At 70.2% G+C, this 25,790-nt stretch carries 25 protein-coding genes; 19 read left to right on the top strand and 6 right to left on the bottom strand.

What is annotated here, in order from left to right; translation table 11 throughout:
* Positions 1-191: 191 nt before the first annotated feature.
* A complete protein-coding gene (locus tag Q0818_RS15265) occupies positions 192-1,373 on the bottom strand; it encodes a 4-hydroxybenzoate 3-monooxygenase (protein ID WP_298876743.1) in 1,182 nt (393 codons plus the stop codon).
* Positions 1,374-1,544: 171 nt separating this feature from the next.
* A complete protein-coding gene (locus Q0818_RS15260; RefSeq protein ID WP_298876741.1) occupies positions 1,545-2,312 on the bottom strand; it encodes an IclR family transcriptional regulator in 768 nt (255 codons plus the stop codon).
* A gap of 74 nt (positions 2,313-2,386) precedes the next feature.
* Here Q0818_RS15260 and pcaH point away from each other — a divergent pair, with 74 nt between their 5' ends.
* The 7 genes from pcaH (at position 2,387) to Q0818_RS15225 (ending at position 9,221) form a co-directional block, all read left to right on the top strand.
* Positions 2,387-3,199 carry a protocatechuate 3,4-dioxygenase subunit beta gene (gene pcaH / locus Q0818_RS15255; protein ID WP_298876739.1) on the top strand — a complete coding sequence of 271 codons (813 nt, stop codon included), beginning with the start codon at positions 2,387-2,389 and terminating at the stop codon, positions 3,197-3,199.
* The gene (gene pcaG / locus Q0818_RS15250) at positions 3,196-3,753 is read left to right on the top strand and encodes a protocatechuate 3,4-dioxygenase subunit alpha (RefSeq protein ID WP_298876737.1); all 558 of its coding nucleotides are present in this window, start codon (positions 3,196-3,198) and stop codon (positions 3,751-3,753) included. The genes pcaH and pcaG overlap by 4 nt, the downstream gene beginning before the upstream one ends.
* Positions 3,743-5,122, top strand: coding sequence for a lyase family protein (locus tag Q0818_RS15245; protein ID WP_298876734.1), 1,380 nt, complete (start codon positions 3,743-3,745; stop codon positions 5,120-5,122). The genes pcaG and Q0818_RS15245 overlap by 11 nt, the downstream gene beginning before the upstream one ends.
* Positions 5,119-5,898, top strand: a complete 780-nt coding sequence (locus Q0818_RS15240; protein WP_298876731.1) for an alpha/beta fold hydrolase — start codon at positions 5,119-5,121, stop codon at positions 5,896-5,898. Before Q0818_RS15245 ends, Q0818_RS15240 begins: the two co-directional genes overlap by 4 nt.
* The gene (pcaC, locus tag Q0818_RS15235) at positions 5,898-6,278 is read left to right on the top strand and encodes a 4-carboxymuconolactone decarboxylase (protein ID WP_136588274.1); all 381 of its coding nucleotides are present in this window, start codon (positions 5,898-5,900) and stop codon (positions 6,276-6,278) included. Before Q0818_RS15240 ends, pcaC begins: the two co-directional genes overlap by 1 nt.
* A 146-nt stretch (positions 6,279-6,424) precedes the next feature.
* The gene (locus tag Q0818_RS15230) at positions 6,425-7,735 is read left to right on the top strand and encodes a DUF6379 domain-containing protein (RefSeq protein WP_298876726.1); all 1,311 of its coding nucleotides are present in this window, start codon (positions 6,425-6,427) and stop codon (positions 7,733-7,735) included.
* A gap of 10 nt (positions 7,736-7,745) precedes the next feature.
* Positions 7,746-9,221 carry a DUF6379 domain-containing protein gene (locus Q0818_RS15225; RefSeq protein WP_298876723.1) on the top strand — a complete coding sequence of 492 codons (1,476 nt, stop codon included), beginning with the start codon at positions 7,746-7,748 and terminating at the stop codon, positions 9,219-9,221.
* A gap of 81 nt (positions 9,222-9,302) precedes the next feature.
* On the opposite strand, the gene Q0818_RS15220 is transcribed toward Q0818_RS15225, so the two are convergent.
* The 4 genes from Q0818_RS15220 to Q0818_RS15205 form a co-directional block, all read right to left on the bottom strand.
* Positions 9,303-9,953: a TetR/AcrR family transcriptional regulator gene (locus Q0818_RS15220; protein WP_298876720.1), complete on the bottom strand. Its 651-nt coding sequence runs from the start codon at positions 9,951-9,953 to the stop codon at positions 9,303-9,305.
* A 20-nt stretch (positions 9,954-9,973) separates the two neighbouring features.
* Positions 9,974-11,410, bottom strand: a complete 1,437-nt coding sequence (locus Q0818_RS15215; RefSeq protein WP_298876717.1) for a hypothetical protein — start codon at positions 11,408-11,410, stop codon at positions 9,974-9,976.
* A gap of 17 nt (positions 11,411-11,427) precedes the next feature.
* The gene (locus tag Q0818_RS15210; protein WP_298876714.1) at positions 11,428-12,591 is read right to left on the bottom strand and encodes an FAD-dependent monooxygenase; all 1,164 of its coding nucleotides are present in this window, start codon (positions 12,589-12,591) and stop codon (positions 11,428-11,430) included.
* 173 nt (positions 12,592-12,764) lie between these two features.
* Positions 12,765-13,703 (bottom strand): LysR family transcriptional regulator, encoded by a 939-nt coding sequence (locus Q0818_RS15205; RefSeq protein ID WP_298877118.1) that lies wholly within the window; start codon positions 13,701-13,703, stop codon positions 12,765-12,767.
* A 227-nt stretch (positions 13,704-13,930) separates the two neighbouring features.
* Here Q0818_RS15205 and Q0818_RS15200 point away from each other — a divergent pair, with 227 nt between their 5' ends.
* From Q0818_RS15200 to Q0818_RS15145, 12 genes are all read left to right on the top strand, one after another.
* Positions 13,931-15,217: an extracellular solute-binding protein gene (locus Q0818_RS15200; RefSeq protein ID WP_298876711.1), complete on the top strand. Its 1,287-nt coding sequence runs from the start codon at positions 13,931-13,933 to the stop codon at positions 15,215-15,217.
* 70 nt (positions 15,218-15,287) lie between these two features.
* Entirely contained in the window at positions 15,288-16,262 is a 975-nt protein-coding gene (locus Q0818_RS15195; RefSeq protein WP_136588281.1) for a carbohydrate ABC transporter permease, read from the top strand.
* Between the two features lies 1 nt (position 16,263).
* Positions 16,264-17,100 carry a carbohydrate ABC transporter permease gene (locus Q0818_RS15190; protein WP_136588282.1) on the top strand — a complete coding sequence of 279 codons (837 nt, stop codon included), beginning with the start codon at positions 16,264-16,266 and terminating at the stop codon, positions 17,098-17,100.
* A 93-nt stretch (positions 17,101-17,193) separates the two neighbouring features.
* Positions 17,194-17,988 (top strand): TIM barrel protein, encoded by a 795-nt coding sequence (locus Q0818_RS15185; RefSeq protein WP_298876707.1) that lies wholly within the window; start codon positions 17,194-17,196, stop codon positions 17,986-17,988.
* Positions 17,985-19,532, top strand: coding sequence for a GMC oxidoreductase (locus Q0818_RS15180; protein ID WP_298876704.1), 1,548 nt, complete (start codon positions 17,985-17,987; stop codon positions 19,530-19,532). The genes Q0818_RS15185 and Q0818_RS15180 overlap by 4 nt, the downstream gene beginning before the upstream one ends.
* Positions 19,533-19,620: 88 nt before the next feature.
* A complete protein-coding gene (locus Q0818_RS15175; RefSeq protein ID WP_298876702.1) occupies positions 19,621-20,040 on the top strand; it encodes a DUF6379 domain-containing protein in 420 nt (139 codons plus the stop codon).
* On the top strand, positions 20,037-21,179 hold the full coding sequence (locus Q0818_RS15170; protein ID WP_298876700.1) for a TIM barrel protein: 1,143 nt from the start codon (positions 20,037-20,039) through the stop codon (positions 21,177-21,179). Before Q0818_RS15175 ends, Q0818_RS15170 begins: the two co-directional genes overlap by 4 nt.
* A gap of 112 nt (positions 21,180-21,291) precedes the next feature.
* Positions 21,292-22,332 carry a TIM barrel protein gene (locus tag Q0818_RS15165; protein ID WP_298876697.1) on the top strand — a complete coding sequence of 347 codons (1,041 nt, stop codon included), beginning with the start codon at positions 21,292-21,294 and terminating at the stop codon, positions 22,330-22,332.
* Positions 22,333-22,358: 26 nt separating this feature from the next.
* Positions 22,359-23,141 carry a nuclear transport factor 2 family protein gene (locus tag Q0818_RS15160; protein WP_298876695.1) on the top strand — a complete coding sequence of 261 codons (783 nt, stop codon included), beginning with the start codon at positions 22,359-22,361 and terminating at the stop codon, positions 23,139-23,141.
* A gap of 12 nt (positions 23,142-23,153) precedes the next feature.
* Entirely contained in the window at positions 23,154-23,570 is a 417-nt protein-coding gene (locus Q0818_RS15155; RefSeq protein WP_298876693.1) for a DUF6379 domain-containing protein, read from the top strand.
* Positions 23,567-24,784: a Gfo/Idh/MocA family oxidoreductase gene (locus Q0818_RS15150; protein ID WP_298876690.1), complete on the top strand. Its 1,218-nt coding sequence runs from the start codon at positions 23,567-23,569 to the stop codon at positions 24,782-24,784. Before Q0818_RS15155 ends, Q0818_RS15150 begins: the two co-directional genes overlap by 4 nt.
* Entirely contained in the window at positions 24,784-25,788 is a 1,005-nt protein-coding gene (locus Q0818_RS15145) for a sugar phosphate isomerase/epimerase (protein ID WP_298876687.1), read from the top strand. The genes Q0818_RS15150 and Q0818_RS15145 overlap by 1 nt, the downstream gene beginning before the upstream one ends.
* Positions 25,789-25,790: the final 2 nt, after the last annotated feature.

The following is a 25,790-nucleotide window of genomic DNA, read 5'->3' as shown; positions in this document are numbered from 1 at the left end:
TCTTCTCTTCCTCTTCGAGTGAACGCTCGGGTGAAGGGAGGAAATCCGATGATGGGACGCATTGGAACGCTGCCGGTGGTGCCGAGCCCGTTCCCGCAGTCGCGCGACACGAAGGACTGAGCCCGCGGGCTCTCGGCGGCGCTCGGGCTCCGGCTCGGGCGCCGCTGTCGTGTGCGGCGGTGCTGTCCGGGTCAGGCGTCGAAGGGCCAGCCCGTGTAGGCCTCGGCGAGGTAAGCGCGGCCGTGCGCCGACTCCACCACGGAGCGCAGCTCGCCGACCTGTCGGCGGCGGTCGAAGGCGGTGGCATCCGGGGCCACGTGCAGCAGGCTCGTCATCCACCACGAGAAGTGCTGGGCCTTCCAGATGCGGCGCAGCGCCGTCTCGGGATACGCGTCGAGGCCGCGCTCGTCGCCCTCGAGCAGCGACCTGCGCAGGGCCTCGGCGAGAAGGCGCACGTCGGCGATCGCGAGGTTCATGCCCTTCGCCCCGGTCGGCGGGACGGTGTGGGCCGCGTCGCCGACGAGCGCGACACGGCCGCGACGCAGCTCGTGGGCGACGAAGCTGCGGAAGCGCAGGACGTCGCGTTGGAAGATCGGGCCCTGCTTCAGCGTCGTGCCGGGCACGCGCTTCTGCAGCTCGTGCCACAGCTGCTCCTCGGTGAACGCCGCGGTGTCGGTATCGGGATCGCACTGGAAGTACATCCGCTGCACGGTGGCGGAGCGCTGGCTCACCAGGGCGAAACCGTCGGGGGAGTTGCTGTAGATCAGCTCGTCTGCACTCGGCGGCGCTTCGCACAGGATGCCGAACCATGCGAACGGGTACTCGCGGAAGTATCCGCCCTGGCTCGATCCGGTCACGGTGGCGCGCGCCACGCTGCGCGAGCCGTCGGAGCCCACGACGAACTCGGCCTCGATCTCGAGCGCACGGCCCTCGGCGTCGCGCGCGAGGACGCGGGGGCTGTCGGTCTCGGCATCCGCGATGCCCTCGGCGGTGACGCCGAAGCGCAGGTCCTGCCCCGCGGCCAGGCGCGCCGCGACGAGGTCTCTGAGCACCTCGTGCTGGGGGTAGAGCCATACCGCGCGGCCCACGCTCTCGGCGAAGTCGATGCGGTGCCCCTCGCCCTCGAAGCGCAGCTCGATGCCGTCGTGGCGGTGACCGACGGTGCGGGCTCGGGAGTGGGCGCCGAGCCCGTCGAGCAGCTCGACGGTGCCCTGTTCGAGGATGCCGGCGCGGATGGTGCTCTCGATCTCGTCGCGCGAGCGCTGGTCGATGACGATCGAGGCGATGCCCGCCTGGTCGAGCAGGTGCGACAGCAGCAGCCCCGCGGGGCCGGCGCCGACGATGGCGACGCGGGTGCGGACGGTGGGGGTCATGGCGTCTCCTTCGACGGTGCCTGCGTCGATGGTGCGCGCTGCAGGGGGCACCGCACGCCGCCGCTCCCATTCATCGGGACGCAAAGCCGGGTGTTCTCGAGGAGTCGAGTGTCCAGGAAACGCCGCTCCGGGCCGCCCGGTTGCGGCGTGTCGTGGACACTCCACGGGGAGTCAGCGGCGGAAGCCGAGGGCGCGTTCGGTGTCGCGGGCGGCGCGGTGGAGCTCGACGAGCGCGAACTGCGTCTCGGCGTCGCGCGGGAGCACCGCCGACAGCGCCGCGATGACCGCGCCGGTCTCGTCGCGCACGGGCACGGCGACACCCGTGGACACCTCGTCGACGTAGCCGGGGGCGATCACCCGGCCCAGGGTGCGGATCTCGGCGAGGGTGCGACGCAGGGCGACGGGATCCACAATCGTCGAGGGCGTCACGGCGCGGAGGGGGCCGGCGAGCACGCGCTCCTGCAGGTCGTGCGGCGCGAAGGCGAGCAGCACGAGCCCCGACGAGGAGGCATGCAGAGGGAGGCGTCCCGCGACCCGCGTGATGTTCGCGCCCGAGTCGGGGGCGCTGAGCCTCTCCAGGAAGAGCGCCTCGTCGTGCTCCAGGATCGCCAGCTGCGTGTGCTCGCGCACGCGCTGCTGCACGCGCTCCATGTACGGCAGGGCCGCCTGGCGCAGGCGCAGGGCGTGCGATGACCGCGTCGCCAGCTCCCACAACCGCATGCCCACGCGCACGCGCCGCTCCTCGTCGCGCTCGAGGAGTCCGGCATCCACCAGCTCGTTGACGATCCGATGCGCGGATGAGCTCGGCAGCCCGGCCCGGCGGCCGATGTCGGCCGTGGTCTGCGCGGTGCGCGTGGGGGTGAAGGTCTCGAGGATGCGCACCAGGCGGTCGGTCACCGAGTCGCCCGAGGGGGAGTTGGCCACACCCCAGGATGCCATGACTCCCATTCAGCGGGAACGTTCTGGCGCGCGTGGCGTCGCTGCCCGACGATGGAGACGTCGAAGGAGACCCCATGACGAACGCCCCCGCCGCAGCCCCCGAGTCGCTGCTCGCGGCTCCGGATCAGGCCACGCAGGACGAGATCGTCCGCGAGATCCGCGCCCGCCACGACGAGCTCTCCCGAGCCGAGGCCGCCGGCGAGCACGTCGCGGCCACGGCCCATGACTTCCCGGCGTACCGATCGAGCGTGCTGCGCCACCCGACCAAGAACCCGAAGCTCGTCGACCCCGAGACGATCGAGCTGTTCTCACCGGCGTTCGGGCAGCGCGACGTCGCCGCGATCGAGTCCGACCTCACGCTGCAGCACGCCGGGGAGCCGCTGGGCGAGCGCATGAGCGTGCAGGGGCGGCTGCTGGATTCGTGGGGGCGCCCGGTGGCGAACCAGCTCATCGAGATCTGGCAGGCGAACGCCGCGGGCCGCTACATCCATCAGCGCGACCAGCACCCCGCCCCGCTCGACCCGAACTTCACCGGCGCCGGCCGGGCGATCACGAACGAGAACGGCGAGTACCGCTTCACCACGATCAAGCCCGGCCCCTACCCCTGGAAGAACCACCGCAACGCCTGGCGCCCCGCCCACATCCACTTCTCGGTATTCGGGTCCTCGTTCACGCAGCGCCTCGTGACGCAGATGTACTTCCCCGGCGACCCGCTGTTCGCGCTCGACCCGATCTACAACAGCATCCCCCGGCAGAGAGACCGCGACGCCCTCGTCGGCGTCTACGACCACGACCTCACCTCGCCCGAGTGGGCCACGGGGTACCGCTTCGACATCGTGGTCGACGGGCCGGATGCCACCTACTTCGAGCCGGAGGACGAGGCATGACCCCCGCCAAGAGCCACCGCGCCACCCCCGGGCAGACGGTCGGGCCGTTCTTCGCGTACGGCCTGGAGTACCCGCGCCAGCACGAGGTCGCCTTCCCCCACTCGCCCGGGGCGATCGTGCTCTCGGGCACCGTCTTCGACGGCGCCGGCGCGCCCATCCCCGACGCGCTGGTGGAGATCTTCGGGGCGGATGCCGACGGCTCGGTGCCCCGCGCGCGCGGGGCGTTCCGTCGCGACGGGCACACCTTCACCGGCTTCGGCCGCGCCTTCACCGACGACGAGGGGCATTACGAGTTCTGGACGCGCGAGCCCGGCGGCATCCACGGTCGCCCCGGCTTCTTCGCCGCGATCGTGTTCGCGCGCGGCCTCCCCGACAAGCTGCACACGCGTATCTACGTGCCGGGGGACGCTGACGCGCTCGCCGCGGATCCGCTGCTGTCGTCGCTCGACGAGGCGGAGCGCGCTAGCCTCGTCGCGACCCGGACGCCCGACGGGTACCTGTCGCACGACATCCGGTTGCAGGGCGAGAACGAGACGGTCTTCCTTGCCTTCTGACGCCCTCCCCCCGATCGACGTCGGTCTGCTCGCGCCGGTGAGCGTCGGGCACGACGCGCTGCTGTCGGACGGGGTCGTGCTGTCGACGATGATCCGCGTCGAGCGCGCCCTGGTCGCGGCGTACGTCGAGGTGGGGGCGGCCCCGCGCGAGGCGCGGGTCGAGATCGACCACGTCTTCGGGATCGACGAGAAGTACGGATCCCCCGAGCGGGGCGTCGACGTCGACCGACTCGTGCGCGAGGGCGTGGCGGGGGGCAACCCCGTGATCCCGCTCGTGGGGATGCTGAAGGCGCAGGTTCCGGAGGAGCACCGCGCGTGGATCCACCGCGGCGCGACGAGCCAGGACATCCTCGACACCGCCCTCATGGTCGTCGCGCGCCGGGCCGTCGAGCAGACGCGCCGCTCGACCGCGAACGCCGCCGTCTGGGCCCGGCAGCTCGCCGAGCGTCACGCCGACGACGTCGCCGCCGCGCGCACCCTGACCCAGCACGCCGTGCCCACCACGATCGGCGCCCGCGCCGCGACCTGGGCCCGTGGGCTGGAGCGCGCCGCGCAGAGCCTGGGGGAGCTGACCTTCCCCGCTCAGCTCGCCGGGGCGGGCGGAACGCTCGCCTCGTTCGTCGAGATCACCGGATCCCAGGATGCCGCGAACGCCCTGCCCGCGGCCCTCGCCCGCGCTCTGGAGCTCGATGCCCCCGAGGCCCCGTGGCACACCTCCCGCTGGCCCGTCACCGAGATCGGCGACGCCCTCGTGCAGGCGATCGACGCGCTCGGCAAGGTCGCCGCCGACATCGCGACCCTCGGCCGCACCGAGATCGGCGAGGTCTCCGAGGGCGTCGGCGGCGGGTCGTCGGCGATGCCGCAGAAGCAGAACCCGGCCGAGGCGGTGCTCATCCGTTCCGCCGCGCTGCGCGCGCCCCACCTCGCGGCGACGTTGCACGTGGCATCCGCCCTCGCCGTCGACGAGCGCCCCGACGGCGCGTGGCACGCCGAGTGGCCGACCCTGCGCGAGCTGCTGCGCCTCGCGGTCGGGGCGGCGGCGCACGGCTCGTCGCTGCTCGCGCACCTGCGGGTCGACGTCGACGCCGCGGCGAGCAACGCCGGGCGGACGGGCGGGCGCATCGTGAGCGAGAGGCTGCGCGGCGTGCTCGTCCCGCTCATCGGCGCGGAACGGTTCGCGGCCCTGCTGGCGGGCGACGACGACCTCGCGCCGCGGCTGCGGGCGATCCCCGAACTGCAGGGCACCGGTATCGACATCGCCGCGCTCGTCGACCCCGCCGCCTACCTCGGCCTCGCCCCCCGCCTCGCGCGCGGCACGCACCACCCGGGAGGCGGCACCGCCCGCGAGCACCTCGGAGGCACCGCATGACGAACGCCCTCATCGCCCTCACAGTCCCCGTCGGACCGGAGGGCGCCCCTCTCGTCGTGCTCGGGCCGTCGCTGGGGACCTCGACGATCCTGTGGGACGACGTCGTGCCGCTCCTCGCGGACGACTACCGGGTCGCCGCGTGGGATCTTCCCGGCCACGGTGCCGGTCCCGTCGCGCGCGAGGCGCTCACGGTCGCCGATCTGGCGGATGCCGTGGCCGCGGCCGTGCCCGACGAGACGTTCCTGTACGCGGGGGTGTCGCTCGGCGGGGCGACGGGACTCGAGCTCGCCCTGCGGCACGGTTCCCGGCTGCGGGGCGCCGCCATCGTGGCATCCGGAGCCGTCCTCGGCGATCCCGCGTCGTGGGCCGAGCGTGCCGCCCAGGCGCGCGCGCAGAGCACGTCGAGCCTCATCGTCGGCTCGGCCCAGCGGTGGTTCGCGCCCGACTCGATGGCGCGCCGCCCCGAGATCAGCGGGCGGCTGCTGCACGTGCTGCAGGACGCCGACGACGACAGCTACGCGCGCTGCTGCGAGGCGCTCGCCGCGTACGACGTGCGCTCCCGGCTCGGGGAGGTCTCGGTGCCCGTGCTCGCCGCGTGGGGGGAGTTCGACCAGGTGGCGCCCGAGGCCAAGGCCGTCGAGATCGCCGAGGGGGTCGCGGACGGGCGCGTCGTGCGCATCGACGACGCCGGTCACCTGCCCCCCGCCGAGCAGCCCGAGGCCGTCGCCTCGCAGTTGCGCTCGTTCTTCGCATCCGTCTCGAGAGGGGACGCCTGATGGCCACCGACCAGGAACGCCACGACCAGGGGATGGCCGTGCGCCGCGCCGTCCTGTCCGACGCCCACGTCGACCGGGCGACGGCGGCGGCCACCGACCTCACCGCCGACTGGCAGGACTTCATCACGCGCGTGGCCTGGGGGGACGTGTGGTCGCGCCCGGGGCTGGACCGCCGGTCGCGCTCGATCGCCGTGCTGTCGTCGCTCATCGCGCACGGCCATCACGAGGAGCTGGCGATGCACCTGCGCGCGGCGATCCGCAACGGCCTGACCATCGACGAGATCCGCGAGGTGATCCTGCAGTCCGCGATCTACTCCGGCGTGCCGGCCGCGAACACGGCGTTCCGCATCGCCTCAGAGGTGTTCGCCGAGGGAGCGTGAGTCGCCAGCAATTGTCGCTTCGGGCTCTGTGAAAGCGACAGAATTTGGCGACTCACGCGCGTGGATACCGCGCATCAGAACCCCTTATGTCGAAATAAGGCATAAGGGGGTAGCGTCGAAGCGAACCCCAGAGAGAGTGAGCGACGATGCTTCTCGAAAGAGACCTCATCCAGTCCGTCGGCTTCCGCAACGTCCGCGAGGGCGGAGACAGCGGCGAGATAACCGGCTTCCAATTCCGCGTCCGGATGCCGTCGTACCGCGGCATGGCGGCCTCGCTCATCGACGGGATCGGGGTCAGCATCCCCGGGCTCGTCGACGTCGCCCCCGACGTGCCGCTGTGGACGCTCCAGGGCACGCAGTACACGCTCGCCGAGCTGTGGGACGGCGACGGCGTGCGCTGGCCCCTCGAGGACGCCGCGATCGTCACGGTCCCGCTGCCCGGGGGTCTCCCCGACGGCGTGCACGAGCTGTCGATCGAGCTGCGTCTGCGGATGTCGTACATTCCCCAGGAGCACCAGCCGAGCACCTACCGGGTCACCAAGCACGTCACGCTCGCCCCCGAGGCATCCGGTGCCCCCTTCCGCTACGGCGTCTCGCTCTACAGCTACATGACCGACTTCGGCACCGTCATGGACCTCGAGACCGCGATGGCCTCGATCGCCGACCTCGGCGCGACGGGGATCGAGATCCTCGGCGAGGCGCACATCCCGAACTACCCGAACCCCTCCGACGAGTGGGTCGAGCAGTGGTTCGCGCTGCTGTCGAGGTACGGCCTCGAGCCGACGAACTACGGCTCGTGGATCGACACGCGCCTGCACTCGAGCGGCCCGAACGGCCGCGACATGACCGTCGACGAGGGGGCTGCGGCTCTGCAGCGCGACCTGCGTCTCGCGAAGCGGCTCGGCTTCCGCTTCGTGCGGCCCAAGATCGGCGTCGTCTCGAGCGACCTCATCCCGCACCCGATCTGGACCGAGGTCGTCGAGGCGTCCCTGCCGCTCGCCGAGGAGCTCGACGTCATCATCTGCCCCGAGATCCACTCGCCGACCCCGATCAAGCACGAGGTCGTCGACGACTACATCGCGCTGATCCGCCGCACCGGCACGAAGCACTTCGGGCTGCTGCTCGACACCGGCATCTTCCAGGACCGCCCCATCCCGCTGAAGCCGGGCGAGCTGCCGGGTCAGCGTCCGGCGTTCCTCGACGGCATCCACGTCGACCCGAACGACGTGTTCGACGTGATCGAGAACGTGGTCTTCATCCAGGCGAAGTTCCACGACATCGACGAGAACCTCGACGACAAGCAGATCCCGTGGGAGCCGGTCCTCCGGGCGCTCAAGGACGCCGGCTACACCGGGTACCTCTCGAGCGAGTACGAGGGCGAGCGCGAACCGTGGCGCTCGATCGAGCAGGTGCGCCGCCAGCACACGCTCATCCGCCGGATCGCCGACGGGCTCTGAGGAGATCACCATGCCCAACGGACTCATCCACGACGACAGCCTGCGCGCGCACCCCGACGGGCTCGCGCTGCGCCTCACGATCCCCTGGTACCGCAGCCTCTGGCTGTCGTCGGTCACGACCCTCGCCCTCACCGTCGACGGGGAGCAGGTCGACGCCGCTGACCTCCGCGTGGAGTTCGGCGACGCCTCATACGCCCTCGACGAGCTGCCCGCGCAGAGCGAGCGCCTGTGGTTCCTGCAGGAGCACCCGCTGCTCATCGCCCGCCGTGACGTCCCCGTCGCCCGGGGCGAGACCCACGACGTCGTGCTGCACGGCGAACTGCGTCTGCCCTACATGCAGATCGCGCCCGGGCAGGACGGCGGGCCCGGCATGTACGTGCCCAACGTCGTGCACGACGTCCGCACGCTCACGGTCGTCGACGCGGATGCCGGCATCCCGGCCCTGGTGTCGGACGTCACGCCCCCGCCGCCGGCGGCCGAGGACGACCCCTTCCAGCTCGGCCTGACGCTGTACTCGGCCAGCGCCGAGTTCCGCGCGGGGTACTTCGACGTCGACGGCCTGCTCGACCGCGTCGCGGAGCTCGGCATCGGCCCGGGCATCGAGATCGTGGCATCCCAGATGGTCCCGACCTACCCCGTCGTCGGCGACGGCTTCGTGCGCACGTGGCGCGCGGCATTCGACCGGCACGGGTTCGTGGGGAGCTCGTTCGGGGCGAACCTCGACATGGGACGCCGACGCGATCGCGACATGACGCCCGACGAGGAGTTCGCGTTCTCGAAGCTCATGTTCGAGGGGGCGAAGAAGCTCGGCTTCCCGCTCGTGCGCATCCAGAGCGCCAAGCCCGAGCTGCTGCGCCGCCTGCTGCCGATCGCCGAAGACCTCGAGCTGAAACTCGCGTACGAGATCCACGCGCCCATGGGCCCGAACGCCGAACCGATCCTGCGCGTGCGCGAGACCTACGCCGAGCTCGACTCGCCCCTGCTCGGCTTCGTCGCCGACTTCTCCTCGACCATGCACGCGATGTCGCCGACCCTGCTGCGGGCCGTGCGCCGCGCGGGCCTCGACGACGAAGCGGTCCAGACGCTGCAGAGCATCTGGGCGACGGATGCCACGATGCAGGCGCGCCAGCAGGAGTTCATCGCGTACCTCCGCGGGCGGGACTTCGACCCTGGCCGGCTGGGCGCCTTCGCGCACCTGGCTTTCAACATGCACGGGCACGTCGACCCCTGGGAGTGGGCCGACATCATGCCGCAGATCCTGCACGTGCACGCGAAGTTCTACGACATCGACGACGCCGGTCAGGAGCCCGCGATCGACTACCCCGAGCTCGTGCGCGTGTTCGTCGAGGGCGGGTACCGCGGCTCCTGGTCGAGCGAGTGGGAGGGCCACGCGTTCGCCGAGCTCGGCGAGGTCGACCCGCTGCTGCTCGTGCGGCGCCAGCACGACCTCATCCGGTCGGCGATGCGGGCGGTGCCCGTGGGCTGACCCTCCGCTCGAGAGGATCGGGGGCGTTTCCATCCGGGGCGACCGGATGCGGACGCCCCCGGCCCGTCGGGCGGTCGAGCGTCAGCCGACCGCCAGCGTCACGAACACCGTGCGCGTCAGCCGCTCGAGCAGCTCCGACCAGCGGTAGGCGTCGTGCGGCGTCGCGGTCGCCGTCACACCGAGGCCGAGATACCGCACGCACAGGCTGTAGAAGACCTCGAACGCCCAGACGGCGTCGTCGTCCGTCAGCGTGACGCCGTGCGCGGAGGCCGCGGTCAGGAGGGCACGGACGAACACGGCCTGCCCGGCGTCGCCGGAGCGTCGACCGCGCGCGAGGATCTCGGCGTCGTCCACCCCCATCACGAAGAAGGGGGAGAGCAGGTCGCGGTTCTCGCGCAGGATGCCGGCGTAGACCGCGACGATCTCGGCCGTCGCCGTCTCGAAGTCCGCCGCGCCGATGCCGGCGGCCGCGACGCGTTCGGCGGTCTCGACGTCGAGGCGGTCGAACTCCTGCGCCTGGATCACGCGCAGCAGTTCGGCCTTGCCCGAGACCCGACCGTAGATCGAGCCGATCGACACCTCGGCGCGCCCACTGACCTCGGCGAGCGAGAACTGGCCGGTGCCTCGCTCGTGCAGCAGCGCGAGGACGGCGGCCCGCACCTTCGCGAACGAGTCGCGACTGCGCTGCTGCTTGGGCTCGGACACCCCGCCCGCTCCCTCTCTCGTGGCCATCGCTCTCCCCGGTTCCGGGCTCAGGCCGTCAGCTCCACGAGGAACACCGACTGCGGCTCCAGGGCGAGATCCATCTGCAGGCTCCCCTCCGCCGACACTGCGACGGGCGAGGGCCCCTCGACCGCGCCCGACAACGACGTGACGGTGGCGTGCACGGTGGCATCCGCCCAGGGGAGGTTGCGCAGGTCGAGGCGCACCCGTTCCACCCCCGCGGATGCCAGGTCGGGGCGCTGTGGCGGGAGGGTGAGCCCCAGTTCGATGCGCTGCTCGCCGATGGGGATGCGGAACGTGAAACGGTCCTCCGCGCGCGGGGCGAGGGCGCTGTCGGGGGCGACGTAGTTCGTCACGAGGACGCGGACGGTGCCGCCGTCGCGCCCGGCGGCGACCGCCAGCCCCGACTCGTCGCCCCCGGTGGCCTCCAGTCGCCGCCCGGTCAGCGCCCGACCCGCGAGGACGAGGGCGCGCGAGCGCTCGTCAGGCCGCCCGTCGACGTCGCCGACCCCGCCCGGGTCGACGAACCCGTAGTGCGGATCGCGACCGGTGTCGGCGCGGAAGAAGAACGCGTGGTCGATGACCGTGTCCTGCAGGGCGATCGCCGTGGCCGCCATGAACGCGCCCTTCTCGAGCGCCGGTGCGGTGCTGCTGGGCACCGCGAGATAGTTCCAGTAGCTGAGCGTCAGATCGGTGTCGGTGAACCCGTGACCATCGAGCACCGCGCGCAGCTCGCGCGCGACGTAGCGGTAGTCCATCGGATCGCGGCTGCCGTCGGTGAACCACAGGAACGAGAAGAAGTGCAGCGGCAGGTCGTTCTCGCGCACGAACCGCAGGAAGCCCTCGCGGTAGGGCGAGTCGGCCTCGAGCGAGAAGGCCACCGAGGGCCCCCCGACGGTGAGGGTCGCGTCGACGCGATGCACCGCCTCGCAGAAGGCGCGGTACATCGCGTAGAACTCCTCCGGTCGCCCGGCGAAGTGCAGCGGCCCGAAGTCGGGCTGATCGCCGAACTCGTAGCGGCGCACGGGCGTCGCCGGCCCGCCCGCCCACCCCTGGGAGTAGTGCCGGACGATGTGCTCGACCACCCGGCCGTACACCTCGACGTCGTCGGCGGGCAGCTTGTTCTTCGGGATCGAGCTGGCCACGGTGAACAGCACCTCGGCGCCGATGGAGTGGACCGCGTCGACCCACGCGTCGGTCGCGGCGAAGTTGTAGCTGGCCGGGTCGTCGGGGTCGGCGCTCCAGTCGGGGAACAGGCTCGTGGGATTGTCACGCGTGTCGAGGCGCGAGACCCAGTCGAAGGAGCGCACGAGGGTCACCCCCGCCTCGCGCCACAGCGGGGTCATGTCGGGGAAGTCGGGATAGTCCCCGACGGGGCCGGGGACGCCGCCGACGCCGTTCAGCGCGCGGAAGGCGCTCTCGCGGGCGGCGTCCACGACGAGGGTGCGGGTGGGGGTGTGCGACACGGGTGTCTCCTCGGGTCTCAGTAGGGCATCCGCAGGAGGCGGTTCGCGTACTCGTTCGCGATCGGCTCGTCGTGCCGGAGGTGGTCGATGCGCGCGCGGTAGGTCTCGTCGGTGACCGAGTCGAACTCCTCGAGCATCGACTCGATCGAACGCTCGTGCACCGCGCGCACCCGGGGCAGGCGGCGCTTCATGAACTCGAGCTGGGCGTCGAGCAGCGACTGGTCCTTCGCGAGCTCCTGGGCGAGAACGACGCCGTCTTCGATGCTCATCGCCGCTCCCGATCCGAGGTAGGGCGTCATCGTGTGGGCGGCGTCGCCCAGGATCATGATGCGTCCGCGGAACCACGGGTAGGGCACCCACACCGTCGAGTACGGGGTGTAGGCGACGTTCTCGGCGTGACGGACGTCGTCGAGGGCGTCGGCGAGGAAGGACGAGCCGCGCGTGAGAGAGGCGGCACGGTCGTGCATGATCTCGGCCATCTTGCTCGCGTCGTAGCGCGGGCGCCCCTCTTCGGCCACGGTGAGCACCATGTACATGGTGTCTTCCGACAGGGGCGTGAGCATGATCTTGCCGCCGTAGCCCTGGCAGATGATCGGCTGCATGATCTTGCGGCGGTTGGGCAGCCCCGCGCGCCAGGCGACTCCGCCCACGGGGCGCGGAGCGTACTTCTCACCGAAGTACTCGCGGCGGATCTGGGAGTTCAGCCCGTCGAAGCCGAGCACGAGGTCGTAGTCGGCACTGTCGCCGGTGTTGAAGGTCACGGTCGCCCTGTCGGCATCCTGGGCGATGCCGGCGACGGTCGTGCTCATGTGGAACGTGGCGCCGTTGGCGAGGGCGTGGCGCGCGGCCATCTCGAGGAACGCCATGCGCGACATCGTCACGCACCCCGGCAGGCCCTCGTCGCGGGTGCCGTAGCTCATGGTGCTCAGCAGGGTGCCGTCGGCGTCGTAGTTGTCGATGCCCGGAGCGGGATGGCCGATCTCGAGGACGTCGTCGAGCAGTCCGATCTCGCGCACCGCGCGCAGGCCGTTGATGCGGAGGCCGAATCCGACGCCGGCGACGCTGATCTCGGGCTTGTCGTCGATGACGTCGACGTGCGCACCGATCCGGGCGAGGGCGGATGCCGTGGTGAGGCCGCCGATGCCGGCGCCGACGATCAGGATTCTCAACGGGGTCGACATGGGTGCTCCTCCTCGAGCGGACGGCCGGGCCCGCGGGGGTGCGCGCCGACCGAATCAGAACGTTGATTCTGATTTCAGGCTAGGGACCGGCCGGGCGCGCGCACAACGACCGCACCCCGACCGCCGTGGATGCCGTCCATCACGATCCGTGATGCGGGCGGCATCCGCCCGTCTCAGTGCGGGGCGTGCCCCGCGGCGATCACGCGACCGGCCTCGGCGAAGAGGCCGCGCATCCACTCGTGCTCGGGATCGCGATTGTGCGAGGGGTGCCACCACAGGGCGCTGACGATCGGCGTCGCCGCGAACGGCAGGGGCACCACGCGGATGCCGCCTATGCGCAGCAGGTGGGGGGCGAGGGCGGACTGCACGAGTCCCACGCGCCGCGTCCCGCTGACGAAGTGCCCCACCGAGAGGAAGCTCTCCAGCACCACCTCGATGTGCGGTTCGACGCCGAGCTGCTGGATCTGGCGGGCGGCGGAGGTGAAGGCCGAACGCGACTGGAAGGTGAGCACCCACGGCAGGTCGGCGAGGTTCTGCATCATGAGCGACTCGCCCACCTCGTCGTTGTCGTCGGCCACGACCGCCAGCCAGTCGTCCTGCCAGAGGTCGAGGTAGGGCAGCTCCGACACGGGGCCGTGCGGGATGACCATCGCGTCGGCCGAGCGCAGGCGGTTCGCGGCGTCTTCGACGATGCCGGGGTTGTGCAGCATGTAGCGGAACCGAACGCCGGGCGCCTGCTCGGCCGCCAGCTGCGAGACGACCGTGCCGACGGTGACGAAACCGTAGTCGGAGCCGTAGATCGAGAACTCCCGCGTCGACTCGGCGGGCGACCACGACGCCTGGCTGTCGAACACGCGCCGGGCCGCTTCGAGAGCGGTGCTCGTGTGATCGGTCAAGCGGACGGCGAACGGCGTGAGCTCGTAGGTGTTGCCGCGACGCGCGAGGATCTGGTCGTTGAAGTGCGTGCGCAGGCGCGCGAGGGAGGCGCTGAGGGCGGGCTGGCTGAGGTGCAGACTCTCGGCGGCGCGCGTGACGCTGCGCTCGGTGAGCAACGCGTCGAGTGCCACCAGGAGGTTGAGGTCGAGGCGCGAGAGCGCCGAATGATCGGTCACCACGGCGTGATCCTTCGCTCGGGAAAGCTGTCCGGGCATCGTATCAATGCGGTCTATGTCGGGGCTAGGGCGCATCTCCCGGGGCGATGCAGCCATCTCCGCAACGCCTTATGCGCTACATCGCGAAGACTTATGTGCTTTTTCTACTGATCGCACGGATACTGAGTCACACAGCACAGGCGCTCCACCGAAGGGGCCGCCGACAACGTCGTCAGAAAGGCTGGCCCATGGCTCCGCAACGCGTCACGCGCATCGCAGGTCTTCTCGCTCTTCCCGTCACCGCCGCTCTCGTCCTCGCCGGATGCTCCGGCTCGGGTTCGGGGGACTCCGGGGGCGACGCCGAATCGTTCACCTTCACGTTCGCCACCTCCAACAACCTCGAGAGCCCGTACGAGACGCTCGCCAAGGAGTACATGGCGGCGAACCCCGGCGTCACCATCACCTCGAACCCGACCCCCAACGACAAGTACGGGGAGACCATCCGCACGCAGCTGCAGGCCGGGAACGCCTCCGACGTGATCATCACCGCGCCCGGCGCCGGTGACGCGCGCGGTCTTATCCCCCTCGCCCAGGCCGGGTTCTTCGAGCCGCTCGGTGACACGGCGACGTCGCTCGTGCCGACCGGCAGCGACACGCTCTTCGAGATCGACGGCAAGACCTACGGGCAGCCGCTGGACTTCACCATCGGCGCGGTCGTCGCCAGCATGGGCACCGCGGGCATGAACGGGATCACGAGCTGGCCCACCACCATGGACGACTTCTACGCCGAATGCGGCAAGCTCGCGGGCGACGGCAAGTCGATGCTCGCGCTCGCCGGCGCCGCCGCCCCGAACGCCGGTCTCACCGCGCAGGGCATCGCGGCGACCCGCGTCTACGCATCGGACCCGAACTTCAACACCGAGCGGGCCGAGGGCAAGACCACCTTCGCGCAGAGCAAGGGCTGGGCCGACACGCTGCAGACCATCATCGACCTCAAGGACAAGGGCTGCTTCCAGGCCGGCGCCGAGGGCGGCGGCTTCGACGCCATCACCAACGGACTCGCGCAGGGCACCTCGGTCGGCAGCTTCATCCCCTCGGGCTCGGCGGTCGAGATCGCCGCGGCGGCTCCCGCGGAGGCCGACTTCAAGGTGCAGCCCTTCCCGCCCGCGGCCGGCGGCAAGCCCTTCGTGCTCGCCAGCTCGAACTACGCCGCGTCGATCAACGCGAAGTCCCAGAAGAAGGATGCCGCGAAGAAGTTCCTCGACTGGCTCGCCACCCCCGACGCGCAGGAGAAGTTCTACGAGGCCTCGGGCCTGCTGCCCATCTCGGAGTACAAGAACCTCGACCTGAGCAACACGATCTACTCCGAGGTCGTCGACGACATCTCGAACGGCTCGTACACCACGCTGCCCTCGAACGTCTGGCCCAACCCGGCCGTGTATGACGCGCTCTCGACGGGCGTCCAAGGTCTGCTGACCGGCCAGAGCAGCATCGACCAGGTGCTCCAGAACATGGATGCGGCCTGGGGCAACTGAGTGAATCCGCCGCCCGGGCCCCTGGACCCGGGCGGCGGAGCCGCACCCCATCGAGGATGACGAGGACGCCATGAGCACCACCTTCCGAGCCGGCGAGGTCGCCGCCACCGAGACCGAGCGCGTGGTCCTGCCGCGCCGCGGCGGACGCCGCCGACAGGCTCCCGCCCCGCGGCGCAAGGGCCTGCTGAAGTTCGGCTACTGGTGGTGGGCGCTGCCCGGCATCCTCTTCGTCATCGGCATCCACTACGTCGCCACGAGCGTCGGCGGCTTCTTCGCCTTCACGAACTGGACCGGCATCGGGGCCTTCGAGCTGATCGGGCTCGACAACTTCACGCGGATCTTCCAGGACCCGACGAAGATCGGGGCCCTGTGGAACACGCTGTTCCTCGCCTTCGGATCGGTGATCCTCAGCAACATCCTGGGCCTGGGCATCGCCCTCGGGCTCAACCGGGGGCTGAAGAGCCGCTACATCCTGCGCACGCTCTTCTTCATGCCGGTCGTGCTGAGCCCGCTGGCGACCTCGTACATCTGGAAGTTCATCTTCGACTTCAACGGACCTCTCAACCTCGTGCTGCGCGGGATCGGCCTGGACTCGATGGCCCGCGCCTGGATCGCCGACCCCACGTGGGCGATCTGGACCATCCTCGTCGTGCTGGTCTGGCAGAACATCGGCTTCTCGATGGTGATCTACATGGCCGGCCTCGCCGCCGTCCCGGTCGAGATCGAGGAGGCCGCGGCCATCGACGGCGCCAACCTGTGGCAGCGCTTCTGGCACGTCACGCTCCCCTCCATCCGCCCGGCCGTCGCGATCGCGACCACCCTCGGGCTGGTGAACGGACTGCGCGTCTTCGACCAGATCATGGCGCTCACCGGCGGCGGCCCCGCCGCGGCGACCGAGACGCTCGCGACGCAGGTCTACAAGCAGTCCTTCGCGCTCGGCAACTTCGGCTATGGCGCCGCCCTCGCGCTGCTGCTGACCCTCATCATCCTCGTCTTCGCCGTCATCCAGCAGCGCGTCACCGCCGACCGTTCGGAGGAGAACTGACATGTTCCGCTACACCAAGCTCACGGGGCTGCGCGAGTTCCTGTTCTGGATCGCCGCGCTCGTCTTCCTGCTGCCGTTCTACTTCCTGGTCACGACCTCGCTGAAGTCGGACCGCGAGGTCATCACCTCGTCGACGCTGGCACCGCCGACGGCGCCCGACTTCGGCAACTTCCTCAAGGTGCTCACCGCCACCGGCAACTCGAACGTCGTGATGGGGCTCGTCAACAGCATCATCATCACGGCCGGCAGCATCGTGCTGCTGGTGCTCCTGGGCTCGCTCACCGGCTACGTGATCGCCCGCAGCACGCGCCGGTGGAGCCGCGTCGTCTACTACCTGTTCCTCGTGGCGATCGTGCTCCCCACGCAGCTCGGCACCGTGCCGCTGTACATCGGGGCGCGCGCGCTCGGACTCACCGGCTCGGCCTGGGGCATGATCATCCTCTACACCGGGATGCTCCTGCCGCTCGCGATCTTCCTCTACGCGGGGTTCTTCCGCGGGCTCGGCACCGAGTACGAGGAGGCGGCGACCATCGACGGCGCCAGCCGCACGCAGATCTTCTTCCGCATCGTGCTCCCGCTGATGTCGCCCGCGACCGGGACCGTGGCGATCCTCGCCGGCCTCATCGTGTGGAACGACTTCTTCACGTCGCTCATCTTCCTCGGCGGCTCCGCGAACCAGACCCTCCCGGTCGCCATGTACTACTACATCGGCTCTCTGGTCTCGGCCTGGAACCAGATCTTCGCGATCGTCATCGTCTCGATGATCCCGATCCTCGCGTTCTACCTCTTCGCCCAGAAGCGCTTCATCCAGGGCTTCGCCGGCGGTTTGAAGGGCTGACCCCACTTCTCACGGGCTGAGCCTGCCCAGATGGATGCCGCGGAGCGTGGCATCCGTCGATCGTCGCGCCCCGCAGTCGAAAGGACACACCCCATGTACCGACTCGCCCCCAACATCGAACTCCTCTTCACCGAGGCAGGCGACTACCACGACCGCGTGCGCGCGGCGGCGGCGGCCGGGTTCGACGCCGTCGAGATGTGGGGTCCCACCGGAGTGGACGCCCCGGCGACGCCCAAGGACCTGCCGGCGCTGAAGGCCGCGCTCGAGGAGACCGGCGTGCAGCTCACCGCGCAGCTCAGCGAGCCCCGCACGCAGTTCATGATCCCGCCGTGGGATCACTCCGAGTTCTTCCGCAAGCTCGACGAGGGCGTCGCGATCGCGCAGGACCTCGGTTGCCCCCGCATCGTGGTGGGAAGCGGCACGGGCTTCGGCGGGTGGAAGCGCCAGATGCAGCTCGACAAGCTGATCGAGATCTACCGCACGGCGATCGCCCAGATCGAGGGATCGGGCGTCGGTCTCGTGCTCGAGCCGGTCAACGTGCGCGTCGACCACCCCGGCTCGCTGCTGGACCGCACCGCCGAGGGGGTCTACGTCGCCCGCGGCGTCGACTCGCCGCACTTCGGAGTGCTCTACGACATCTACCACTCAGCGGTCGAGGGCGAGGACATGGAGGCCGAGCTCGCGAACGCGGGCGACCTGATCCATTACGTGCAGCTCGCCGACGCTCCCGGTCGGGGGGAGCCCGGAACGGGCTCGCTCGACTGGGCCGAGCGCTTCCGCCTGCTCCGCGACAGCGGCTACGACGGGCCCGTGGGCCTGGAGTACTACCCCACCACCGCGTCGGAGGCCTCGGTCGCCCGCGTCGTCGAGATCGCGCGCGCGGCATGAGCGCCCGGGAGTATCCGGCCTCGGTCGACGTCGTCATCGTCGGCAGCGGGCCCACGGGTTCGGCGTACGCGCGGATCCTCTCGGAGCGGGTGCCCGGGGCGAGCATCGCGATGTTCGAGGTGGGGCCGACGGTGTCGAACCCGCCCGGCGCGCACGTGAAGAACATCTCCGACACCGCCGCACGCGCTCGCGCGCAGGTGGCGTCGGAGGGCCCGGGGGAGCGCGGCGAGAAGGTCGCCAGCCCCGGTGCCGCCCGTGCCGGGGTGCGGGGGGCGCGCCCCGGCACCTTCCTCCTCGACGAGGGCTACGCCTTCGAGGGCGAGGACGGCATGCCCGTCGCGGCGATGTCGAGCAATGTCGGCGGCATGGCGGCGCACTGGACGGGCGCGTGCCCGCGGCCCAACGACAGCGAGCGCATCGCCTTCCTCGGCGACCTCGACGAGCTCCTCGACGAGGGCGACCGCCTGTTGGGGGTGACGCGGGACGCGTTCGACTCGGCGCCCTTCGGCGAGATCGTGCGCGAGCGCCTGTCGGCCGCCGTGGACGAAGGGCGCGTCGACGCCACGAAGGTGCAGCGGATGCCGCTCGCCGTGCATCGCCGCGACGACGGCCGGCTCGTGTGGTCGGGCTCGGACATCGTCCTCGGCGACGTCACGCGCGAGAACCCCGGCTTCGCGCTGTTCGACGAGTCGCTCGTCGTGCGCGTCGTCGTCGAGGGTGGTCGCGCGGCCGGCGTCGTGGTCCGTGATCTGCGCTCCGGCGAGGAGCACCGCGTCGCGGCCCGCTTCGTCGTCGTCGCGGCCGACGCGCTGCGCACGCCGCAGCTGCTGTGGGCGTCGGGGGTGCGGCCCGAGGCCCTCGGGCGGTACCTGAACGATCAGGCGCAGGTCGTCTTCGCTTCGCGCCTGCGCGACATGCCGCCGCTCGCCGAGGACGCTCCGACGACGGGTCTCGCGGAGTACAGCGGAGTGAGCTGGGTGCCCTTCACCGACGACATGCCCTTCCACGGGCAGATCATGCAGCTCGACGCGTCGCCCATCGCCCTGGCCGAGGACGACCCCGTCGTGCCGGGCTCGATCGTCGGGCTCGGCCTGTTCTGCGCGAAAGACCTGCGCGCCGACGACCGCGTCGTCTTCGACGACGAGCACGTCGACGGATACGGGATGCCGGCCCCTCGCATCCACTACCGCCTCACGGAGCACGATCACGAGGTCGTGGAGCGCGCGCGGCGGGAGATCGTGCGCCTGGCGGAGGCGATCGGCGACCCGGTCGGTGATCGACCGTTCACCCTGCCGCTCGGTTCGTCTCTGCACTACCAGGGCTCGACGCGGATGGGCACGACGGACGACGGCACGAGCGTGTGCGACGTCGACAGCGAGGTGTGGGGCGTTCCGGATCTGTTCGTCGCCGGCAACGGCGTCATCCCGACCGCGACGGCCTGCAACCCCACGGTGACCTCGGTCGCCCTGGCCGTACGCGGTGCGCGCAAGATCGCGTCGGTGCTGTCGCAGGAGCGAGCCGTGACCGTCTCGGCATCCGCCTGATCCTTGCTTATGCAGGAATCAGACATTAGAGTGTAGGAATCAAGACAAAGAGGTCTGCGGCTCCGGCCGCGCCGACGAGGAGGTCATCGTGATCCCGGATCGCATCATCGAGCAGGGCACGCTCACCGCCGCGGGTGGTCGGGCGTCGGTGGAGGTGCGCCTGCCCTGGTACCGGGCGCTGCCGGCATCCTGCATCTCGGGCGCGAAGCTGGCCGTCGACGGGGTCGAGGCGCCGGCCGCCTCGCTGCGGTGGCAGATGAACGGCGAGGAGTTCACCTTCGCCGAGATGAAGACCGACACCGCGCAGTGGTGGTTCCCCACCGACTCGGCCGTGCTCTCGGGAGATCTGGAGATGGATGCCGGGGAGCACGAGGTGCGCGTCGACCTCGAGCTCTACATCCCGTACATCATCATGTCCGACGAGAACTCCGCCGACAGCGTGCTGCACATCGAGGAGCACGACACCAAGACGATGACTGCACGCCAGGTCGAGGAGGCCCGCGCATGACCCTTCGACAGGCTCAGGGACCCCATCGACAGGCTCAGGGGCCCGAGCTCGGCACGCCCATCCAGGGCGTCACGCTCTACAGCTTCACCCGCGCGTTCCACGGGCGCGAGTACGACCTCGACCAGCTGATCCGCAAGACGGCGGCCGAGGGCTTCGGTCCGGGCCTGGAGATCATCGGGTTCTCGAGCTTCCGCGGCTTCCCCGAGATCGACGACCACTTCGCGGGTCGCTTCTCCGACCTCGTCGACGAGGTCGGTCTGGTGCGCACTTCGCTCGCCGTCAACGCCGACATCGGTCTGCGCCCGGACAGGCTCATGAACCAGGACGAACTCCTCGCCTACATGCGCACGCAGATCGCGGCGGCGGCGAAGCTCGGCTTCCCGATCGCCCGCGTGCAGATCTCCATCACCCCCGACTCGATGGAGGCGCTCGCCCCCATCGCCGAGGAATACGGCGTCACGCTCGCGCTCGAGGTGCACGCCGACCAGTACGCCTCGCATCCGCGCATCCTCGCGCTGCGCGACCGTTACGAGAAGGTCGGCTCGCCCTTCCTCGGCTTCACGATGGACTGGGGCGCGACCGTGACCGGCTTCGCCCCCTCGCTCATCGAGGCCTACCGCCGCCGCGGAGCATCGGAGGAGTTGCTCACGGCCGTCGTCGCCCTGTGGGACGAGTACTACGAACAGGGTCCGCCCGCCGACCAGGCCGATCACGGTCAGCGCTTCGGCCGCTTCATCGATCTCGCGCACCAGCACGGTCGCCCCGACCTCGGCATCGACTTCGGCATCAACGGCACCGGACTGTTCGGTCCCGCGCGCGTCGACGACTGGCTCGAGATCATGCCGTGGGTGAAGCACGTGCACGGCAAATTCTTCGGCATCGACGAGAACGGGGACGAGCCGTCGGTGCCGGTCGCCGACCTCATCACGCTGCTCGTGGACAACGGCTACAGCGGCGCCGTGTCGAGCGAGTACGAGGGCTGGCACTGGAACCACTGGCAGAGCCCCTTCGAGATCATCCGCGGCGAGCAGGCGATCCAGCGCACCGCCGCCGAAGCCGCCGGTTCCCGGATGATCACGGATGCCGCCGAGGCGCGCCGCGCCCTCGACGCCCACCTCGCGCACGCCGTGCGCGCCTGACCCTTCGACAGGCTCAGGGACCACCCTTCGACAGGCTCAGGGACCCCGGCAGAGGTGGCTGAGCTCGTCGAAGCCACCGGAACCACCTCCCGCACACGACCCAAGGACCGAAATGACGGACACCACCGGCATCGCTGGAACGGGCATCAAGCTCGGCACGACGCTCTACTCGATGACGAGCGAATTCGCCGCGGGCCTCTACACCCCCGAGACGCTCATCAAAGAGGTGCACGACCAGGGCATCGGCCCCGGGGTCGAGTTCAACTTCGCGCAGCTCCTGCGCTCGTACCCCGACGTCGACGCGGAGTTCACGAAGCTCTGGTTCGACTCGCTCGAGAGGTACGGCCTCGAGGCGAGCGCCGTCGGCACCAACCTCGACATGGGGCGTCGCAACGACCGCGACATGACCCCCGACGAGGAGCACGACTTCTTCGCCCGTCAGCTGAAGTCGGCGCACACCCTCGGCTTCACGACCGTCGTCATCCGCTCGGCCGGCAAAGAGCTGCTGCGTCGCCTGCTGCCCCTCGCCGAGAAGTACGACCAGCGACTCGCGTACGAGATCCACGCGCCCTCGGGACCGAACGATGCGAAGGTGCTCGAGATCCGGGAGGTCTACGACGAACTCGACAGCGACCGTCTCGGCTTCACGGCTGATTTCTCGTCGACCATGCACTCCCTCTCGCCGACGCTGCTGCGCACGCTCGGCCAGATGGGGATGGATGAGAAGCACTTCCCGGTCATGGACGAGATCTGGCACGAGCCCACGCCAATGCACGTGCGCAATCAGAAGTTCGAGGACTACCTCGCGGGCGAGGGCGTCGATCCCCTGCGTTTCGGGCCCTTCACGCGCCTGGCCTTCAATATGCACGGTCTCGTGCCGCCGGAGGAGTGGCTCGACATCATGCCGCAGATCTTCCACGTGCACGCGAAGTTCTACGACATCGGTGCGGACGGGCAGGAGCCCGCCATGGACATCCCCCGCATCGTGAAGCAGTTCGTCATCGGCGGATACGAGGGCTACCTCTCCAGCGAGTGGGAGGGCCACGCCTTCAGCGACCTCGGCGAGAGCGACCCGATCGACCTCGTCAAGAAGCAGCACGCGCTCATGCGCACCGCCATCGAAGAAACCCTCGCGGCGCCCCAGCCCGCGTGATCCACCACCACATCGAAGGAATGACCATGTCGAACACCACCACCGAGGCATCCGTCTCCGACCTCATCGCCGAGGTCACCCGCCTGCGCGAGCAGGTCGAGGCCGCCCACGCCCTCGCGCAGCGCGCCGAGGACCGCGGGCAGGTCGAGAACCTCTTCAACCGCTACATGTACCTGCACAACGCGTTCGAGGACGAGCAGATCATCCCCCTGTGGGTGAAGGAGGGCACCGAGGGGATCCGCGCGCGCTACACCAACGCCGGTCAGTACACGACCTGGCAGAGCGTCACCGACTACCACCGCGGGCGCCCCCACCCGGAGGGCAAGCTCATCCTGCACGCCACCAACACCCCCGTGATCGAGGTCGCCGGCGACGGCAAGACCGCCACGGGCGTGTGGATGATGGCGGGCACCGAGTCGGGTCTGACCGACCCGAAGGTCGCCGAGGAGTTCCCCGACATGTACTCGCCCGAGGAGGTGCTGGGCAAGAAGGTCTGGGCCCACTGGGTGTGGTGCAAGTACGCGATCGACTTCCTCAAGCAGGACGGCGAGTGGAAGTTCTGGAAGTTCCGCTGCTACGAGCTCGCCCGCGCTCCCTTCGAGGAGAACTGGGTCGCGTTCGGCCTGAAGAACCAGGGCGCGTTCGACCTCGACCTCATGTACTTCGGCGACGACGGCAAGCCCGTCTTCATGCCGAAGGCCGACGAGCCGGTCCCCTCCACGAACCACCCGTACAGCCCCGAGACCACGCAGAAGCTCGAGCCCGCGCCGCCGGTCGCGCACCAGACCTTCTTCGACAACTACGCCTGAGAGACAGCCCCCATGGCCACCCACAACTCGCTCTTCGCCGAGAAGGACGTCCGTCGCACCGACGACGGCCTCGCCGTCTCGGTGCAGCTGCCCTGGTACCGCAGCCTCTGGCTGTCGGCCGTCGATGACGTCGCCGCGACGGTGAACGGCGTCGCCGTGCCGAAGGACGACCTGCGGTTCTCGCTCGAGGGCCGCGAGTACCGCGTCGAGGAGCTGCCCGAGCAGTCCGAGACGCTGTGGTTCGTCGCCGATCGCCCCGACGTGCTGATCCGCCTCGACACCCCGCCCGCCCCCGGCGAGACGGTGACCGTCGAGGTCGTGCTCACCATGCGTCTGCTCTACATGCAGATCATGCCGGGGATCGACGGCGGTCCCGGGCGGTACGTCACCAACCGGGTTCCGGTCGAGCGCGAGCTGGTGCTGTCATGACCCTTCGACGGGCTCAGGGTCCCGCGCTGCGCGTGGCGATGATCGGCTACGGCTTCATGGGGGCCGCGCATTCGGTGGGGTGGCGCCAGGCGCCGCGCATGTTCGACCTGCCGCGCGCGGTCGAGATGACCGTCGTGGTGGGCCGGAACGCGGATGCCGTGGCATCCGCCGCCGAGAAGTGGGGGTGGGCCGAGTCGGCCACCGACTGGCGCGAGGTGATCGAACGCTCCGACATCGATATCGTCGACATCGTCACCCCCGGCGACTCGCACGCCGAGATCGCGATCGCCGCCCTCGAGGCCGGCAAGCACGTGCTGTGCGAGAAGCCGTTGGCCAACACGGTGGCCGAGGCCGAGGCGATGGCCGAGGCGGCCGAGCGGGCTCGGGCCCGCGGCATCCGGTCGATGGTGGGATTCACGTACCGCCGCGTCCCGGCCGTCACGCTCCTGCGCGACATGATCGCCGAGGGCGCGGTCGGCACGGTGCAGCAGGTGCGCGCGGCGTATCGGCAGGACTGGCTCGTCGATCCCGGGATGCCGCTTGCCTGGCGTCTGCAGAAGGAGCACGCGGGGTCGGGGGCGCTCGGTGACATCGGCGCGCACATCATCGACATGACCCAGTTCGTGACCGGTCTCGCCGTCGAGAGGGTCACCGGGACGCTCGAGACGATCGTGAAGCAGCGTCCGCTGCAGGCCGCCGGCTCGGGTCTGTCGGGGTCGGCGGGAGAGGGTGTCGGCGACGTCACGGTCGACGACGCGGCGATCTTCACCGGGCGTCTCGCCAATGGTGCGCTGGCGTCGTTCGAGGCGACGCGCTTCGCCACGGGACGCAAGAACGCCCTCACCATCGAGGTGTCGGGCGACCGCGGGGCCCTGGCCTTCGACCTCGAAGACCTCAACAGCGTGCGCTTCTACGATCGCACCGCGCCCGAGGGGCGTCAGGGCTTCACGCAGGTGCTGGTGACCGAGCCGCAGCATCCCTACGTCTCGGCGTGGTGGCCCGCCGGCCACATGCTCGGCTACGAGCACGGCTTCAGCCACCAGGTCGTCGATCTCGTCACCGCGATCGACGCCGGCACCGACCCGCACCCCTCGTTCGACGAGGGGCTGAGCGTGCAGCGCGTGCTCGACGCGGTCGAGCGCAGCAGTGAGAATGATTCGGCCTGGACCGGCGTCGCCGCCGGGGTCCCGGTCGCCCTGAGCGAAGGAGCATGATGGCGCGCCCGATCACCCTGTTCACCGGCCAGTGGGCCGACCTGCCCTTCGAAGAGGTCGCGCGCCTCGCCGGGGAGTGGGGCTACGACGGCCTCGAGATCGCCTGCTGGGGCGACCACATCGACGTCTCGCGCTGGGACGACGCCGACTACGTGCAGTCGCGCCTGGATATCCTCGAGCGCAACGGTCTGAAGGTCTGGACCATCTCCAACCACCTCGTCGGCCAGGCCGTGTGCGACGACCCGATCGACGAGCGCCACCACGACATCGTGCCGCCCCGGGTGTGGGGAGACGGGGATGCCGAGGGCGTGCGGCAGCGCGCGGCCGAAGACCTCAAGAACACGGCGCGCTTCGCCGCGAAGCTCGGGGTGAAGACCGTCACCGGGTTCACCGGGTCGAGCATCTGGAAGTACGTCGCGATGTTCCCGCCGGCCTCCGACGCCATGATCGAGCGAGGGTACGCGGACTTCGCCGCCCGGTGGCATCCGATCCTCGACGTGTTCGAGGAGGTCGGCGTGCGCTTCGCCCTCGAGGTGCATCCCTCCGAGATCGCGTACGACTACTGGACGGCGAAGAAGACGCTCGAGGCCATCGGGCATCGCAAGAGCTTCGGGTTCAACTTCGACCCCTCGCACTTCGTCTGGCAGCAGCTGGACTCGGTGGCGTTCGTGCTCGACTTCGCCGAACACATCCTCCACGTGCACTGCAAGGAATCGACGACGAACCTCGACGGCCGCAACGGCGTGCTCGGCTCGCACCTGTCGTGGGACAACCCCCGCCGCGGGTGGACCTTCGTCTCCACCGGACACGGCGACGTGCCGTGGGAGCCGCTGTTCCGCGCGCTGAACGCGATCGGCTACGACGGGCCCACGAGCGTGGAGTGGGAGGACGCCGGCATGGACCGCCTCGTCGGCGGCCCCGAGGCCCTCGCCTTCGTGCGCAAGCTCGGCGAGATCACCCCGCCGCACCAGCTCTTCGACGCCGCGTTCTCGAACAAGGGCTGATC

Source organism: uncultured Microbacterium sp. (assembly GCF_947489255.1).
In the GTDB taxonomy this organism is placed as follows: Bacteria; Actinomycetota; Actinomycetes; order Actinomycetales; family Microbacteriaceae; genus Microbacterium; species Microbacterium phycohabitans.
This window is presented reverse-complemented; position numbering and strand designations above follow the sequence as displayed.

Coding starts and splice junctions, on each gene's coding strand:
- Q0818_RS15225 (WP_298876723.1), top strand. CDS start 7,746: ATGCCCAACGGACTCATCCACGACGACAGCCTGCGCGCGCACCCCGAC.
- Q0818_RS15190 (WP_136588282.1), top strand. CDS start 16,264: ATGTTCCGCTACACCAAGCTCACGGGGCTGCGCGAGTTCCTGTTCTGG.
- Q0818_RS15200 (WP_298876711.1), top strand. CDS start 13,931: ATGGCTCCGCAACGCGTCACGCGCATCGCAGGTCTTCTCGCTCTTCCC.
- Q0818_RS15210 (WP_298876714.1), bottom strand. CDS start 12,591: ATGTCGACCCCGTTGAGAATCCTGATCGTCGGCGCCGGCATCGGCGGC.
- Q0818_RS15160 (WP_298876695.1), top strand. CDS start 22,359: ATGTCGAACACCACCACCGAGGCATCCGTCTCCGACCTCATCGCCGAG.
- Q0818_RS15195 (WP_136588281.1), top strand. CDS start 15,288: ATGAGCACCACCTTCCGAGCCGGCGAGGTCGCCGCCACCGAGACCGAG.
- Q0818_RS15180 (WP_298876704.1), top strand. CDS start 17,985: ATGAGCGCCCGGGAGTATCCGGCCTCGGTCGACGTCGTCATCGTCGGC.
- Q0818_RS15240 (WP_298876731.1), top strand. CDS start 5,119: ATGACGAACGCCCTCATCGCCCTCACAGTCCCCGTCGGACCGGAGGGC.
- Q0818_RS15260 (WP_298876741.1), bottom strand. CDS start 2,312: ATGGCATCCTGGGGTGTGGCCAACTCCCCCTCGGGCGACTCGGTGACC.
- Q0818_RS15170 (WP_298876700.1), top strand. CDS start 20,037: ATGACCCTTCGACAGGCTCAGGGACCCCATCGACAGGCTCAGGGGCCC.
- pcaC (WP_136588274.1), top strand. CDS start 5,898: ATGGCCACCGACCAGGAACGCCACGACCAGGGGATGGCCGTGCGCCGC.
- Q0818_RS15165 (WP_298876697.1), top strand. CDS start 21,292: ATGACGGACACCACCGGCATCGCTGGAACGGGCATCAAGCTCGGCACG.
- Q0818_RS15265 (WP_298876743.1), bottom strand. CDS start 1,373: ATGACCCCCACCGTCCGCACCCGCGTCGCCATCGTCGGCGCCGGCCCC.
- pcaH (WP_298876739.1), top strand. CDS start 2,387: ATGACGAACGCCCCCGCCGCAGCCCCCGAGTCGCTGCTCGCGGCTCCG.
- Q0818_RS15230 (WP_298876726.1), top strand. CDS start 6,425: ATGCTTCTCGAAAGAGACCTCATCCAGTCCGTCGGCTTCCGCAACGTC.
- Q0818_RS15185 (WP_298876707.1), top strand. CDS start 17,194: ATGTACCGACTCGCCCCCAACATCGAACTCCTCTTCACCGAGGCAGGC.
- Q0818_RS15150 (WP_298876690.1), top strand. CDS start 23,567: ATGACCCTTCGACGGGCTCAGGGTCCCGCGCTGCGCGTGGCGATGATC.
- Q0818_RS15155 (WP_298876693.1), top strand. CDS start 23,154: ATGGCCACCCACAACTCGCTCTTCGCCGAGAAGGACGTCCGTCGCACC.
- Q0818_RS15220 (WP_298876720.1), bottom strand. CDS start 9,953: ATGGCCACGAGAGAGGGAGCGGGCGGGGTGTCCGAGCCCAAGCAGCAG.
- Q0818_RS15145 (WP_298876687.1), top strand. CDS start 24,784: ATGGCGCGCCCGATCACCCTGTTCACCGGCCAGTGGGCCGACCTGCCC.
- pcaG (WP_298876737.1), top strand. CDS start 3,196: ATGACCCCCGCCAAGAGCCACCGCGCCACCCCCGGGCAGACGGTCGGG.